This window comes from Mammaliicoccus lentus (assembly GCF_002902755.1).
Lineage (GTDB): Bacteria > Bacillota > Bacilli > Staphylococcales > Staphylococcaceae > Mammaliicoccus > Mammaliicoccus lentus.
In genome coordinates this window covers 20,351-35,523 of sequence record NZ_PPRS01000023.1, presented here as the reverse complement: position 1 = coordinate 35,523, position 15,173 = coordinate 20,351, and the positions used below count along the sequence as shown (strand labels likewise).

The 15,173-nt window shown below is 32.6% G+C and carries 14 protein-coding genes; 6 read left to right on the top strand and 8 right to left on the bottom strand.

The genetic code is table 11. The features are described 5' to 3' along the window. The first annotated feature begins 186 nt into the window (after positions 1-186). The 3 genes from CD135_RS07940 to CD135_RS07930 all read left to right on the top strand — a co-directional run bounded on the left by CD135_RS07940 (position 187) and on the right by CD135_RS07930 (position 2,663). Positions 187-822, top strand: a complete 636-nt coding sequence (locus CD135_RS07940; protein WP_103269185.1) for an FMN-dependent NADH-azoreductase — start codon at positions 187-189, stop codon at positions 820-822. A gap of 145 nt (positions 823-967) precedes the next feature. After that, positions 968-2,251, top strand: coding sequence for a kynureninase (kynU, locus tag CD135_RS07935; protein ID WP_103269184.1), 1,284 nt, complete (start codon positions 968-970; stop codon positions 2,249-2,251). A gap of 31 nt (positions 2,252-2,282) precedes the next feature. Next, positions 2,283-2,663: a GtrA family protein gene (locus tag CD135_RS07930; protein ID WP_016999547.1), complete on the top strand. Its 381-nt coding sequence runs from the start codon at positions 2,283-2,285 to the stop codon at positions 2,661-2,663. Between the two features lie 366 nt (positions 2,664-3,029). Here the strand turns inward: CD135_RS07930 and lrgB are convergent, their stop codons facing one another. The 4 genes from lrgB to CD135_RS07910 form a co-directional block, all read right to left on the bottom strand. Beyond that, on the bottom strand, positions 3,030-3,731 hold the full coding sequence (lrgB, locus tag CD135_RS07925) for an antiholin-like protein LrgB (protein WP_017001191.1): 702 nt from the start codon (positions 3,729-3,731) through the stop codon (positions 3,030-3,032). Beyond that, entirely contained in the window at positions 3,728-4,144 is a 417-nt protein-coding gene (lrgA, locus tag CD135_RS07920) for an antiholin-like murein hydrolase modulator LrgA (RefSeq protein ID WP_017001192.1), read from the bottom strand. Before lrgA ends, lrgB begins: the two co-directional genes overlap by 4 nt. 119 nt (positions 4,145-4,263) lie before the next feature. Then, positions 4,264-4,986 (bottom strand): response regulator transcription factor LytR, encoded by a 723-nt coding sequence (locus CD135_RS07915; protein ID WP_103269183.1) that lies wholly within the window; start codon positions 4,984-4,986, stop codon positions 4,264-4,266. Continuing rightward, entirely contained in the window at positions 4,986-6,740 is a 1,755-nt protein-coding gene (locus CD135_RS07910; protein ID WP_103269182.1) for a sensor histidine kinase, read from the bottom strand. Before CD135_RS07910 ends, CD135_RS07915 begins: the two co-directional genes overlap by 1 nt. 139 nt (positions 6,741-6,879) lie before the next feature. Between CD135_RS07910 and CD135_RS07905 the strand changes: the two genes are divergently transcribed. Continuing rightward, positions 6,880-7,668 carry a putative hydro-lyase gene (locus CD135_RS07905; RefSeq protein ID WP_103269181.1) on the top strand — a complete coding sequence of 263 codons (789 nt, stop codon included), beginning with the start codon at positions 6,880-6,882 and terminating at the stop codon, positions 7,666-7,668. A 94-nt stretch (positions 7,669-7,762) separates the two neighbouring features. Here CD135_RS07905 and CD135_RS07900 read toward each other — a convergent pair whose 3' ends face one another. Then, positions 7,763-8,605 (bottom strand): tryptophan 2,3-dioxygenase, encoded by an 843-nt coding sequence (locus CD135_RS07900; protein ID WP_064204640.1) that lies wholly within the window; start codon positions 8,603-8,605, stop codon positions 7,763-7,765. 2 nt (positions 8,606-8,607) lie between these two features. Next, entirely contained in the window at positions 8,608-9,228 is a 621-nt protein-coding gene (locus tag CD135_RS07895) for a cyclase family protein (protein ID WP_103269180.1), read from the bottom strand. 123 nt (positions 9,229-9,351) lie between these two features. Here CD135_RS07895 and CD135_RS07890 point away from each other — a divergent pair, with 123 nt between their 5' ends. Continuing rightward, positions 9,352-11,607, top strand: a complete 2,256-nt coding sequence (locus CD135_RS07890) for an ATP-binding cassette domain-containing protein (protein ID WP_103269179.1) — start codon at positions 9,352-9,354, stop codon at positions 11,605-11,607. A 437-nt stretch (positions 11,608-12,044) separates the two neighbouring features. Here the strand turns inward: CD135_RS07890 and CD135_RS07885 are convergent, their stop codons facing one another. Then, entirely contained in the window at positions 12,045-12,539 is a 495-nt protein-coding gene (locus CD135_RS07885; RefSeq protein ID WP_306299592.1) for a DUF2798 domain-containing protein, read from the bottom strand. A gap of 138 nt (positions 12,540-12,677) precedes the next feature. Beyond that, positions 12,678-14,078, bottom strand: a complete 1,401-nt coding sequence (locus tag CD135_RS07880) for a 6-phospho-beta-glucosidase (protein WP_103269177.1) — start codon at positions 14,076-14,078, stop codon at positions 12,678-12,680. A gap of 170 nt (positions 14,079-14,248) precedes the next feature. On the opposite strand from CD135_RS07880, the gene CD135_RS07875 reads away from it, so the two are divergent. Further along, the gene (locus CD135_RS07875) at positions 14,249-15,106 is read left to right on the top strand and encodes a MurR/RpiR family transcriptional regulator (protein WP_258027587.1); all 858 of its coding nucleotides are present in this window, start codon (positions 14,249-14,251) and stop codon (positions 15,104-15,106) included. The last annotated feature ends 67 nt before the right edge of the window (positions 15,107-15,173 follow it).

Genomic DNA, 15,173 nt, shown 5'->3' with positions numbered 1-15,173 from the left:
AATATAATATCGGACGAATCATATTAACCTCCTATAAATAAGTAATTAAAATCAACTTTCATGAAATAATATTTAAATAAGTGTAATATCACTGTTTTTCATAAATTAATTCTATTGCTAAAAAATCTTTTCGAGTATACTATTTATAGTTAGTTTAATTTTTATTACGGGAAGGAAAGATTTTATATGTCACAAGTATTATTTATAACAGCTCATCCACACGATGACACAGTGTCATTCTCAATGGCTACAGCTAAAGCTTTTATTGAGAGTTACAAAGTATCAAATCCAAATGATGAAGTTGTTCACATTGATTTATATAATGAATATATTCCTCAAATTGATGCGGATGTATTTGCTGGTTGGGGGAAACTACAATCGGGTCAAGAATTTGAAGCTTTATCAGAAGGCGAACAAGGGAAAGTTAAACGTCTAGAAGAATTAAGTAACCAGTTCGTGAATGCAGATAAATATGTATTCGTAACACCATTCTGGAACTTCTCATTCCCTCCAGTAATGAAAGCATATTTAGATTCTGTTTCAGTAGCAGGTAAAACATTTAAATATACTGCTGAAGGTCCTGTTGGTTTATTACCAGATAAAAAAGCATTACATATCCAAGCACGTGGAGGATATTATTCAGAAGGTCCTGCAGCACAGTTAGAAATGGGTGATCGTTATATCAAACAAATGATGGGCTTCTATGGTATTACTGACGTTGATAGCCTAATCGTTGAAGGACATAATGCTGAACCTAACAAAGCTGAAGAAATTAAAGCTGATGGTATCAAACGTGCTAAAGCTTTAGGTGAAACATTCTAATATAAACAAAATCTCTCTATCCGTCAGTCTTCTAACTTTCAGATTGGGAGATTTTATTTATATTGTCATTATCTTTGTACGTTTTATAATGAAAGTATACAATTGATGTAAAGTATCATGAATCATATATAAGGGGATGAATGAAATGGATACATCATTTAATACAACTAAGGAATTTGCTAAAGCATTAGACACTGCAGATGTGTTGCATTACTTACGCGATCGTTTTTACATACAACCTAACGAAATTTATATGGATGGAAACTCCTTAGGTTTAGCTTCTAAAGATGCGGAAGAAGCCTTGCTCAATGTTCTAGAAGTATGGAAAAAGGAAGGTATCAAAATTTGGAATACAGATGATAGCAAATACTATCATTATTCTAAACATATCGCTTCTTATATGGCACCTTTAATCGGTGTCGACGCTAATGAAGTTGTTATTGTTGGTAGTACAACTTCTAATATTCACCAAGCGATTAGCACTTTTTATAAACCAACTAAAGATAAATATAAAATATTAGTAGACGACTTAAATTTCCCTACTGACCGTTATGCAGTTGATAGCCAAGTGAAGTTAAAAGGACTTAATCCTGAAGACGCAGTTAAAGTTGTGGAAAGCAGTGATGGTTCTTATATCGACGAAAATGCTTTAATCGACGCTATGACTGACGATGTTGCTCTCATTTTATTACCTACTGTACTTTATCGTAGTGCTCAAGTTTTAGACATGGAAAAAATCACGATGGCAGCAAAAGAACGTAATATTATTATCGGATGGGATTTATGTCATGCAATTGGTGCAATTGATATGGATTTAACACGAGTAGATGCCGACTTTGGTGTTTGGTGTACATACAAATACTTATCAGCTGGTCCAGGCTCAACAGCAGCTTTATATATTAATAAAAAGCATTTCTCAAAAATACCTGGTCTTGCAGGTTGGTTTGGAAATAAAGATGAAACTCAATTCCAGCTTAAACATGAATTTGAACATCAACAAGATGCTTCAGGTTGGCAAATAGGTACACCAAACTTATTCTCCATGGCACCTATTGAGGGTGTTTTGAAAATATTCAATGAAGTTGGCATGCATGCTATTCGAACTAAATCGCTACATATCACTTCATATCTTATGTATTTAATAGATGAGAAGTTAACTAAATATGGATATGCAGTTGGAAATTTAAGAGAAGATTATTTACGTGGCGGTCATGTATGCCTTGTACATGATGAAGCTTATCGTATTAGTTTAGCTTTAAAAGACAAAGGCGTGATTCCTGATTTTAGAGAACCTAATGTCATTCGCCTAGCGCCTACTGCACTATATACAAGTTACGAAGAAGTATTAACAGTCGTTGATATTCTAGAAGAAATAGCACAGAAGCAATTATATGAACAATATAGTAATAAGCGCGGGTTAGTCGTATAACAATTTCTGTTAATATAAGGAGCAACTGTTTATGTACAAAAAATACGGCGAGATCGTCCGATTTATCATAGTTGGCGGCATTAATACAGTTAACTATTATTGGATTTATTTATTGTTATTAAAAATACTACAATTCAATTATTTATTGAGTCATATTACAGCATTTATATTAAGCTTTATAATTTCATTTTATTTAAATTGTTATTTCGTATATCATGTTGAGCCAACAGTTAAGAAATTTTTACAATTCCCTTTAACTCAAATAGTAAATATGGGATTACAAACTTTATTGTTATACATTTTTGTACAATGGCTACATGTAAGTGAAATATTCGCACCATTCATAGGTCTCGTCATAACTGTTCCTGTAACTTTTATCATTTCAAAATGGATACTAGTAGAAAGAACGTAAAATAATTCTTGCATGAGCAAATAAACTAAGAATCGTACTACTTATTGGATTCACTAACAATTTTGTGAAGTGCTGACGCTCATGGGAATAGTATGCGTGAGAGACTACAGGCTCGAGCCATACCCCAGGCATGCACGAATAAAATCTTTAACTTTCATAAAAATAAGGCTGGGACATAAATACATGTCTCAGCCTCATTTATGATAATGGCAGTAGCTGACTGGATTGAAAATGCGCTTATATCAAGCTTTTTCCAACCCTAGTCATCCTTGCCGGGGTGGGACTACGAAATCTATTTATTAAAATGAGATTTCTGTCCCACTCCCATTTATTTTGAGTTAGGATTTATAATCCAAACTTGTTAACTTATAGCAACAGCAGTACAAATATTGGTACAACTGCTACGACCACTACACCAACTAATACGAGAGAAATACTGGCCATTGATTCTTCTACTTCTCCTAGTTCTTTCGCAGCAGCAACACCTAATGTATGTCCACTTGTTCCTAATGCTAAACCACGTGCAATTGGATTTGTTATGTTGAATAGTTTCAGCAATTTATTACCTAATGCCATAATAATAACTGCATTTAAAATAACTGCAAGTGATGTTAATTCTTTAATGCCTGAAATACCTTCAGATACTGGTAAAGCAATCGCTGTTGTTGCAGCTTGTGGTAACATTGAAGCGATAATATCATCACCGAATTGGAAAGCTTTCGCAACAATATAGATGATAACTAATGCTGAGACTGTACCTACTGCTATACCTCCCATAATATGATGCCAATGTTTCTTTAATACTTCACGCTTTTTATATAAAGGAATCGCAAAGCAAATTGTAGCAGGTTCAAGGAAGAAGTTAATAATATCTCCCCCGATTTTATAATTTTCGTATGGTATGCCTGTAACTTTTAAAAATAGAATACCTACTACCATACTGAAGAATAAAGGTGCGAATAGGAAAAATCCATTTGTTTTTTTAAATAATAGTGTCCCTAATAAAAATACGACAACTGATAAACCTATTCCGAAATATGGTGTATTTACGCCTAAATGTTCCATCATGCGTAATCACCTGCCACTCTTTTACGTTTAATATTTTTAGTTTGTTTAGCAGTTTTTTCACTTGGTTTCATAATAAGTTGTGAAAATATTCCTGTACAAACAAGTAATAAAATCGTGGAAATGATTATTAATAAAATAATTAAAATTGGACTTGAACTTAAAACACCCAGTGAATTAATAACTGAAATACCTGCTGGTACGAATAAAAACCCTATATTATTCGTTAACGCTGTACCAACCGCTTCTACTTGTTCTAATTTCACAATTCCCGTAGTAAGTGCAACAAACATCAATACTAACCCGATTACTGATGCTGGCATTGGTATAGGCATAAAGCTTTCTATAATATGTGATATCAATAATATGATTGATATCGTTAATACTTGTTGAAAGAAGTTATTAACTTGTTTCATAACGACAACCTCCTGTATTTATCTCTTAAGGTTATCTTAATATGAAAACTATTAAATAAAGCGTTTTCATCCTGAGATGCAATATTTAATGTGTGAGTTACAATAAGTTGATGTCCAAATTACACCAACCCTATTTCCGCTTTAAACAACTTCATATATGATCGGCTTACTTGTAATTTTATACCATGTGTTAACGTCACTTGATATGTGGAATTAAACCAATGTTCTACTGACTGAATATGCTTTTTATTGATGATACTAGCACGGTGGATACGGATAAATTTGGCATGGCTCAGTTTCTTTTCATAATAACTGAGCGGTTCGTTTGTTTCATATTTTGTTTCTGTCGTGTTAATTGTTGTAACACCTTGATTGACGGATATCGCTATAATATCTTCTATATTTAAAATGTAAATACGATCATCAATTTCAATAGGTAACACTTCAGTTCCGTCATGATTGGATTGTTCAACTACTGATTGTTGTCCACTACTAGTTAATTTATTTACAGCTTGTTCAATACGTACTTTTTCAAAAGGCTTTAATATATAATCAGTTGCTTCTAATTCAAATGCCTGTACAGCAAAAGTATCATGAGCTGTTGCAAATATAATATGTGGAATATGTTTCATTTTATTAATTTTTTTAGCTAAATCTAGTCCGCTTTCTTCCATTAAATTAATATCTAAAAATATCACATCAAAATCATTTGATAATAAATGTTCTAATGTTTCTTCAACATTTTCTGCTTCTTTAATATCACTAAATGACCCAATTTGATTAAGTAAATATTTTAATTCATTACGTGCTAATGGTTCATCATCTACAATTAATGCTTGCATTACATATCCTCCTCTATATGTTTATACGGTATTTCAGTTTGGACTTCGGTGCCTAAATGACTAGTATGAATGCTAAGTTCTGCAGTTGGACCAAATAAACCGATTAGCCTTCTGTTTAAATTTTCAAGTGCACTCCCTGTTCCCGACTGTGATTCTACAATTACTTTACCAATTGTCCCCAACTTTTCTTCAGGGATACCTTGACCATTATCTTTCACTGATAATTTAATTTTATGTTGTTCACCCGTAACTTTCACCCATATTCGATTGTCATCTTTTCTATTTGTAAAAGCATGCTTAATTGCATTCTCTACAAGTATTTGAATTACGAATGGTGGTACAAGTGCTGATTCATATTGCTCAGGAATATCACATTCAATAATAAAATGGTCAGGATACCTTGCTTGTTCTAACGCAATATATGCTCTAACTTGCTCAAGTTCTTTAGAAATTGTAATTGTGTTATTTCTAGCACCTTGCAAATTAGAACGGAAAAACTGACTCATTTGTAATAATAATTGGCGCGCTTTTTCATGATCAATTCTAACTAATGCAGAAATTGTATTCATAGCATTAAAGAAGAAATGTGGATTGACTTGTGCTTGTAATGATTTTATTTCAGCGTCTTGAAGTAATTGTCTTTGTGTTTCAACAGCACCAAGTTCTAATTGGCTCGAGAATATTTTCGCTAATCCTTCAGCTAAACGTTTCTCAACGAATGTTAAATCATGATAATCAGTAAAATAAAGTTTAAGTGTTCCTACGATATCTCCTTGTATATATAGAGGTATTACGATTGCCGCTTCCAGTGGACAGTTAGGATGTTGGCACCCTATCTCTTTACTAGAATACACTTCTTTTTGTTGACCGGTGTCAATTACAGCTTTAGACAAATCTGTAATGATTGTTTTATCTGGAGTGTGGTGATCACTGGCAACCCCTACATGCGCTAAAATATGTGTTTTATTTGTAATAGCTACAGCTGAAACTTTCATTAAATCTTTAATCACTTTAGCAGATTCGTTTGCTGAAGACTCTGTTAACCCCTCTTTAAAGTAAGGCAAGGTTTGATTGACGAGTTTCAATACATCTTGCGTTTGAATAGCTCTCATTTGCTCTTCTTGTTTAACAGTTGAAACAATAATGGACATAAATATTGCTGTTCCCAGTCCATTAATAATGATCATAGGTAATGCTATCAATTGAACAAGCTCTAGTGCATCTGCTTTTTGTGAGGAAAACACAAGAATACATATCATTTGAATAACTTCTGTAGATGCACCGATTAAAGCACTTTGTTTCACAGATAAATACCCTTTAGATTTCATCGCTCTTTGGCCGAAATAACCAGCCACTAAACCAATAACTATAGATGAAATTAAATAAGTATATGCATCTGCTCCGCCAATGTAAACTCTAAATATACCTGATAATACACCTACAAATAAACCGACGAATGGTCCGCCGATCATACCTGCCACACCTATCGTTAATACACGTGTATTCGCCAGTGAAACTTCTGGTCCTAGATGAAGGTAAATCATGCTTGAAACCACTTCACCATTATTAATAGCTACACCTGTAAAGTTAGATAACAAAGCAAATGAAGAAAATACTATGATAAGTCTCCATTTAACGTACCATTGTTCACGCTCTCCCATCATATTTTTAAAATATGATGTATTCATTAAGATGTAAGCGACAAGTATAATGAGCCCTACTCTTTCTAGTAATAATACAAATAAATTTAACATAATAGCACCCTATATTTTTATTTTTAATTTAGTTTCTCATCCTCAAACATTTTACCATATGTCATTCATCTCAATCATATAAAGAGAAAATGTTATAATATGATATACAAGACATTTAAGATTCAAGGGGGATTTAGTGATGGATTTACAAAATGCTTTACCGAATGAAATAAGAGGTTTAATAAGACGTGGTGAATTAGAAATGCCTACTAGCGGGATGGCTAAAGGTTATGTACAAGCAAATGTCGTCATTTTACCATCAAAGTACGCCTATGACTTTTTGAAGTTTTGTTTTAGAAATCCTAAGACATGTCCGTTATTAGATGTTTCAGAAGAAGGTTCAACTTCATTTAAAAAATATGGTAAAGATGCTGATATTAGAACTGATGTAGGGTTATATAGAATGTATAAAGATGGTGTGTTAGTTGATACATATCAAGATATTAGTAACTTATATACAGAAGATATGGTGAGTTTCTTAATAGGATGTAGCTTTACGTTCGAACACGCTTTAATAGAAGCAGGCATTCCAATGAGACACATCGAAGAAAAACATAATGTACCCATGTATATTACAAATATTCCGGCGTCAACAAGCGGTGTTTTCAAAGGTAATATAACTGTGAGTATGCGACCAATGACAATGGCAGATGCGATTAAATCAACAGAAATCACAACGCAATTTAAAGATGTTCACGGCACACCTATTCACATAGGAAACCCTAGTGAAATTGGGATACAAGATATCAACACCCCAGACTTTGGTGACCCTGTAACAATTAAAAATAATGAGGTCCCTGTATTTTGGGGATGTGGCGTTACACCTCAATCTGTCGCACTTCAAGCTAAACCAGAAATTATGATTACACATGCCCCAGGACATATGTTTATAACTGATATTAAAGACAGCGAAATGAGCAATTCATAAATTTTTTTGAAATAAGAAGGGAGCGGAACTACCAGCCTGAGACATTTATTTATGCCCCAGATTGGTAGTACCACTCCGGCAATTGTTATTGTTTTTACAATTCTGTTCTAAGTTCCCAAAGTTCTGGAAAGAAGCTATGATCTATAACACGTTTTAAATAATTTACACCAGAGCTGCCACCAGTTCCTACTTTAAATCCTATAATTCTCTGCACAGTTTTCATATGACGGAATCGCCATTGACTATATCTATCCTCAACATCCGTTAATTTCTCTAGTAATTCATATAACTCAAAATATGTTTCTGCATTTAAATATATTTCTTTAAACGCTTCTTTCACTGATTCATTAGAAACATGATTGTCTGTCACTTTCCTATTTAATACTGATTCATCAATCTTAAAACCAGCCCTGTTTATAGCTTTAATCGTTTCATCGTATATACTTGGTTTTTCAAGCTGTGTTTTTAACAAATTATATATGTTAGCATCTTTTTCATATATTTTAAGCGCATGTGTCGTTTTATACCCGAGGCTATATTCAAGCATTCTATTTTGGTAAGATTGGAATCCTGAAGAACTACCTAAATCATCTCTAAACGTTAAATAATCACTCGGTGTCATCGTAGATAATACTTCCCATACTTGAATGAGTTGTTTTTGTATATTTCCTACTCGTGCTAACTTTTTAAACGCTTGTTTAAATTGATCATTTTTAACGTCATCACATGCAGAATTAATTTCATGAATTATGAGATTCATCCATAATTCTGAAACTTGATGAACGATAATAAACAATTTTTCGTCATGACTATCTGTTAATGTATGTTGTGCTGATAAAACTTTATCTAAACCTAAATATTCACTATAAGTCATATCTTCTGTAAAATCTGTCTTTACACTTTCCCCTTTGATCGAATCATCTTGAAAATTATTCATCCCTATTCCCCTTTCTTTTCAATAACTGCTCTAATCGGCGAACCATCTGCTCCTATTAAATTAAGTGGTAAACCTATAAAATGATAATAGCCAGCTGATACTTCTTCTAATAATAAATTTTCAATATTGATAATATCGTATTTATTAAAAGCGTGATGATTATCTAATGTTTTAGAATCTATATCATCTACTGAAGGGACGTCTATACCAAACACTTTAATACCAATACTTGATAAATAAGCAATTGCATCTTCCGTTAGTACAGGTACATTTTCAGGAAAAATATTTGATTTCGCTTCATGTTTTGTTTTAATCATGATAATAGTCCCTTTAATGTCAAACTGTTCAAGTATTTCCCGAGAAATTAAATTCTCTTCAAAAACTTCTATCAATGTTGCCTCGCCTATTAATCGATTTACATCAATTTGATCTATCGTTATACCTTCATCATCAAAATGAAATGGTGCATCCATATGTGTTCCAATATGAGTACTTGTAGAAATACTCCCTATATTTACCGAGCCCGTTTCTGATTTAGTAGCAGACAACTCAAAATTAAAAGGCTCATCCCCCGGCCAGTGTGCAATTTCGTTTGATAGTTTTTGCGTAATATCAATCCACATACATATACTCCTTTACTTTGTAATCGCTAACATTATTTTATGATATAACTTCATTGTACATCAATTTAAGCAGAAGTTTTTGTTTTAAACATAAAAGGGTACAATTATATTGAGGTGAAATTTATGTCTTATATTCGTGTGCATGGTGCAAAACAAAATAATTTAAAAAACATAAATGTCGATATTCCTAAACATAAATTAACAGTGTTTACTGGTCGTTCAGGTTCAGGTAAGTCTTCTCTAGTCTTTAGCACATTAGCTGCTGAGTCTGAAAGGCTATTAAATGAAACATATTCAAGTTATATACAAAATCAATTAACACAATATGAAAAACCTGATGTTGATCAAATAGAACACTTGCCAGTAGCAATGGTCATTAATCAAAAAAGATTAGGCGGTAATTCTCGTTCAACAGTCGGTACTATATCAGATATTTATGCTTCTGTTAGATTGTTATGGTCAAGAATTGGTGAGCCATTTGTTGGCTATTCAAGTGTATTTTCATTCAATAACCCGAGTGGTATGTGTCCCACTTGCCAAGGACTAGGATATGTTGAAGATATAGATTTAAATGAACTACTGGATTATGACAAGTCATTAAATGAAGACGCTATTAAGTTCCCATCATTTCGTCCGGATAGCTGGAGAGGTAAACGTTATTTATACAGTGGTCTATTCGATAACGATAAAAAGCTAAAAGATTATACAAAAGAAGAAATGGATACATTTTTATATACAAAACCTAAAAAATTAAAAAATCCACCTGATAATTGGCCAAAAACTGCCAAATTCGAAGGTTTAATACACCGTTTTAGACGTTCATTTTTATTAAATGATAATTTTGAGAAAAAACGCTTTTTAGAAGATGTGAACAGGGTTGTTACAACACATAAATGCCCTACTTGTGATGGTAAACGTCTTAATAAAAAAGTGTTAAGCTGTAAAATTAACAACTTAGGCATTACAGACTTCACAGCATTACCGATAGATGAAGCTATTACATTCCTTGAAAATATTCAAGATAAAAAAGCTAACTACATCATTAAACCATTGTGTGAACAGTTACAAGCTTTGTCATACGTTGGACTTAATTATTTAACACTAGACCGTCAAACACCTTCTCTTTCAGGAGGAGAGTCACAAAGAATTAAATTAATCCGTCATCTAAACAGTCCTTTAACTGATTTAGTATATATTATCGACGAACCAAGTGTAGGACTTCACCCTGAAGATATTGAAAAAATTAACGACATTATGAAATCAATTAGAGATAAAGGCAATACTGTATTAGTAGTCGAGCATGATCCAGATGTCATTCGTATCGCTGATCATGTAATTGATATCGGTCCAGAAGCTGGAAAGCACGGTGGCGAAATTACATTCACCGGTACATATCAAGAACTGCTTGATACACATACTGCAACAGGTAAAGCTCTGAACCGATCTCATCATATTAAAAAGAACATTCGACAACCAGAAAACTTTCTCCATCTAAAAAACATTAATAACAATAACTTAAAAAATGTATCTATAGATATTCCTAAAAACATTTTATCTGTATTAACAGGTGTTGCAGGTTCAGGTAAAAGTTCTTTGCTAAAAGCTGGACTTTATAATCGTAGCGATACAACTTTTATAGATCAAAAACCTGTTCATGCATCAAACCGTTCTAATTTATTAACTTACATGGATTTATTTGATGAAGTCCGTGAGTTTTATAGTAATGAAACTGGATTGAAAAAGAGCATGTTTAGCTATAATTCAGAAGGTGCATGTCCCGAATGTAATGGTAAAGGCGTCATCAAGACAGAACTAGCTTTTATGCCTGACTTTTCACAAATTTGCGAAGTATGTAAAGGTACACGATATAGACCTGAAGTGTTAGCAGCAAAAGTAAATGGATATTCAATAGCCGATGTATTAGCTTTAACAGTTGAAGAAGGTATTGATATGTTCAGTCATAATCACAAGATTTATAGTCGCTTAAACCATTTACAGGCAACAGGACTACATTATATGACTTTAGGACAATCACTCGATACACTATCAGGTGGTGAAATACAAAGAGTTAAGTTAAGTAGATACCTTGATCAATCAGCAACTGATGAAATATTCGTATTCGATGAACCAACAACAGGATTGCATGAAGACGATATACCAACACTGTTGTCATGCTTCGAACAATTGATAGAACAAGGTAATACAGTTATCATCATAGAACATAACTTAACTATGATGACCCATGCGGACTGGATTATCGATGTAGGACCAGGAGCCGGCATGAACGGAGGACATATATTATATAGTGGACCACCACAAGGTATATTAGATGTAGACAATTCATTTACAACAAAACATTTAAAACGATATATAGATTAAAGAAGGTTAAAAAGCTGAGACATTTATTGATGTCTCAGCTTTTGTTGTTTTGAGCGCGAAGAAAAAGGTACTCTATTTGGATTATTGTCTTAGTTAATCCAACTAAATGGCTTTTATTGGATTTTCGGCTTAGTTAATCCAACTAAATTGGCTCTTATTGGATTTTTGGCTTAGTTAATCCAACTAAATGGCTCTTATTGGATTTTCGGCTTAGTTAATCCAACTAAATTGGCTCTTATTGGATTTTTGGCTTAGTTAATCCAATAAAATGGCTCTTATTGGATTATTGGCTTAGTTAATCCAACTAAATGGCTCTTATTGGATTCTTGGCTTAGTTAATCCAATAAAAGTATAATCTCTAGCTTTTATATATTCTTGCCAAAAAGGAGTCGACAGAAATCTCATTTTCCTAATAAAATTTCTGTCTCTCTTCCTTCTTAATTTTCCATAGTCATTCTATTCACTTGAATATACCTAGTAAATATATAACGAACTAGTGGGCCCATAACAATAATTTGTAATGGTAATGCTACGATTAAATTTTTACCAAATATCGAAAGATAGTCTATAATCATTGAATTCGAAGTATATCCAATATGAATGTAAGTAGAAACTAAGCCGTAAATAGACATTAAAAATGCCATTCCTAATACCATACATATGGATATTGCTAAGACTGTATAGATTTTCTTGTTTGTATTTGCTGTTAATTTAAATGCTATCTTTTTAGCGTTAGGTCCTACAATAAACATATCTAATATAAAGGCAATAACAAATCCTATTGCAAAATCAGATATGCCTTCTATAAAAGTAATTTCCCCTATTGTTCCATTAATATAAAGATTATATATACTCATTACTAATACCATACCAAAACACATTATCAAGCCGAATTGTATATTTTCTTTTCTAGTTGTTGGCAATTTTATCATCCTTTTCTATTTATATCTTTATAGTATAGAGAGAATAAAATTTGCTCGTAAGTGAACTTTTTGTGAACATTTTTTAAAACTTAAACCCCCTCACTAGTTATATTAGTGAGGGGGCTAAGATTTCAATAGATTTAATTTTTATAAAGGTAACGATTGGTTATTTAATTCTAATACAACTTCATCTTTAATTGTGCATCCTTCTTCTAAAAGTTGTGTAATTTTATTGTCAAACTGTGGTAAGTACTCTTTATGTGCTATTAATAGTTCGTCTAGAACGCGCTTAGCTGTTTCTCCACTTGGTATAAGTGGATTTATAGTAAATGCTTGTAGCGCTAAGCCATAATCTCCTGTTACTGCCGCTTCTTCTACAGTTAACTCCATATTCTTCATTAACTGTAACCAACCTTTTTCTGCTGGTTTGAATGTTCCAAATGCTATAGGACGTGCACCTTCTGCTCCAATATAAGCTGAAACTTCTACCACGTCTTCTGGTGATAAATCTGGTACAGATCCTTGGTTTTTAGTAGAAACAACAATATGTGTATTTTTATTAGCATAGATAGATGCAATCGTTTCACACGCTGCTTCTGAATAATAAGCGCCACCACGTTGTTCTAACTGTTCTGGTTTGTGATCTAAGTTAACATCTTTATATAATTCGAATAATTCTTTTTCACTCTTTTTAACTTGCTGTGCTCGCGTTCCTACATTCTCATCATTGTATTCTTCTAGCATATTCTCAAGCATTTCTTCAGTTCTATAATAGTAGCGATGGTACCCACAAGGAATCATATTCATTTGTTTAAGTTGCTCTTTGAAGAATGGTATATCATGAATATTTGCTGGAATTCCTGAATCATTACTAAACATTTTATCAATAATTTCAGAAGTTACATCAACACCTTTAGTATCTTTTACGCGGTGCCAATGAAAATGATTTAAACCGGCAAACGAATAAATTAGTTCATTTATATCTTTTCCTAATAATTCAGGTTCAGCCATCATAGCACCTACTGGAACGTTACATAAGCCAATAACTTTTTCCCAGCCACCGTAACGAATAATTGAGTCAGTTACCATACCGCTTGGGTTCGCAAAATTAATTAACCATGCATTAGGACAAAGTGTTTTCATGTCCTCTACAACATCTAAAATAATTGGAATTGTACGGAATGCTTTAAAAATACCACCAGCACCATTCGTTTCTTGACCTACCATGCCGTAAGATAATGGTATTCTTTCATCTTTCACACGAGCGTCTAATCCACCCACTCTAAATTGTGTCGTTACAAAATCAGCATCTTTCAAAGCTTCTTTACGGTCGACTGTTAAATGAACTTTAACATCGTAAGGAGATGCATCCCACATTCTTTGAGCCATTTTACCTACAATTTCTAATTTTTCTTTACCTGATTCTATATCTACTAGCCAAATTTCTCTTATTGGAAGCTCTTCGTACCTTTTAATAAAACCTTCCATCAATTCTGGAGTATAACTACTTCCTCCACCTATTGTTACAATTTTTACACCTTTAACCATTGGAAAATCCCCCTTTACCTCAATAATAGATTCCTTTTAAAAATGTACAAGGCCTTAGCACGAATCAACTTTATGATTTACAATATTTTAAGAATTTTTAATTATTTTTGTAAATGTTGTTTACAAAAGCTATAATTAATTTGGTGATAAATATGCTATTAAGCGAGAAAATGAAAGAACAAAAACGTTTTTCTATTTCCGAAAGAACAGTTATTAGTTACATATTTAAAAATTGGGATGAAATACAAGATCAAACAGCAAAGCAAATTGCAGAAGAAGCCTATACTCACCCTTCCATATTAACGAGAATTGCTAAGAAACTAGGATATTCAGGTTGGGTTGATTTAAAAGAAGCTTTTGTTAAAGAAATGTATTACTTAAATAATAATTTTCACAATGTCGATGCTAACTTTCCATTTGATGAAACAGATAACTTCATGACAATTTCAAACAAGTTAGCCACTTTAAATGAAATGACAATAGAAGACACGTTGTCGTTAATCGACTATAATGCATTAAAAAAAGCAGTTGAATATTTAAATACAGCATCAGAAATTAAGATATTTTCATTAGAAAATAACCTTCAACTTTGTTATGCTTTCAAATCTCATATGATGAGAATCGGTAAAAAAGTTACGCTATGCACCTTTGACCAAGGTTACGAAGCATCAACCTGTTCGGAAGATACTTGCGTTATTATCATTTCTTACACAGGTGAAACTACAAATATTCTTAAACTGTTACCAATGATAAGAAAAAAGAAAGCAATTATCATATCGCTAACAAGTATAGGCGATAATACATTGGTCAAACAATCCGACTATCTATTCAGAATAACAACACGAGAAAAACTATATTCGAAAATTGGTAACTTCACATTAAATAACTCTATTACTTTCCTATTAGACATCTTTTACAGTTGTATCTTTTCAGAAGCATACAAAGATAATATTGAGTTCAAAGTAAATATATCTAAATATTATGATAGTAGAAAAAGTTCAAATAAAGTAATGAGAGAAGAAGAATGAATATGAGAATACGAAAAAAGTGGAACAGAAATCTTATTTTTTCTAATAAGGTTTCTGTTCCACTTCT

Excerpts from the sequence above, each read along its gene's own strand:
- CD135_RS07885 (WP_306299592.1), bottom strand. The coding sequence starts at position 12,539 with ATGATAAAATTGCCAACAACTAGAAAAGAAAATATACAATTCGGCTTG.
- lrgA (WP_017001192.1), bottom strand. The coding sequence starts at position 4,144 with ATGAAACAAGTTAATAACTTCTTTCAACAAGTATTAACGATATCAATC.
- kynU (WP_103269184.1), top strand. The coding sequence starts at position 968 with ATGGATACATCATTTAATACAACTAAGGAATTTGCTAAAGCATTAGAC.
- CD135_RS07895 (WP_103269180.1), bottom strand. The coding sequence starts at position 9,228 with ATGTGGATTGATATTACGCAAAAACTATCAAACGAAATTGCACACTGG.
- CD135_RS07940 (WP_103269185.1), top strand. The coding sequence starts at position 187 with ATGTCACAAGTATTATTTATAACAGCTCATCCACACGATGACACAGTG.
- CD135_RS07900 (WP_064204640.1), bottom strand. The coding sequence starts at position 8,605 with ATGAATAATTTTCAAGATGATTCGATCAAAGGGGAAAGTGTAAAGACA.
- CD135_RS07880 (WP_103269177.1), bottom strand. The coding sequence starts at position 14,078 with ATGGTTAAAGGTGTAAAAATTGTAACAATAGGTGGAGGAAGTAGTTAT.
- CD135_RS07915 (WP_103269183.1), bottom strand. The coding sequence starts at position 4,986 with ATGCAAGCATTAATTGTAGATGATGAACCATTAGCACGTAATGAATTA.
- CD135_RS07890 (WP_103269179.1), top strand. The coding sequence starts at position 9,352 with ATGTCTTATATTCGTGTGCATGGTGCAAAACAAAATAATTTAAAAAAC.
- lrgB (WP_017001191.1), bottom strand. The coding sequence starts at position 3,731 with ATGATGGAACATTTAGGCGTAAATACACCATATTTCGGAATAGGTTTA.
- CD135_RS07875 (WP_258027587.1), top strand. The coding sequence starts at position 14,249 with ATGAAAGAACAAAAACGTTTTTCTATTTCCGAAAGAACAGTTATTAGT.
- CD135_RS07910 (WP_103269182.1), bottom strand. The coding sequence starts at position 6,740 with ATGTTAAATTTATTTGTATTATTACTAGAAAGAGTAGGGCTCATTATA.
- CD135_RS07905 (WP_103269181.1), top strand. The coding sequence starts at position 6,880 with ATGGATTTACAAAATGCTTTACCGAATGAAATAAGAGGTTTAATAAGA.
- CD135_RS07930 (WP_016999547.1), top strand. The coding sequence starts at position 2,283 with ATGTACAAAAAATACGGCGAGATCGTCCGATTTATCATAGTTGGCGGC.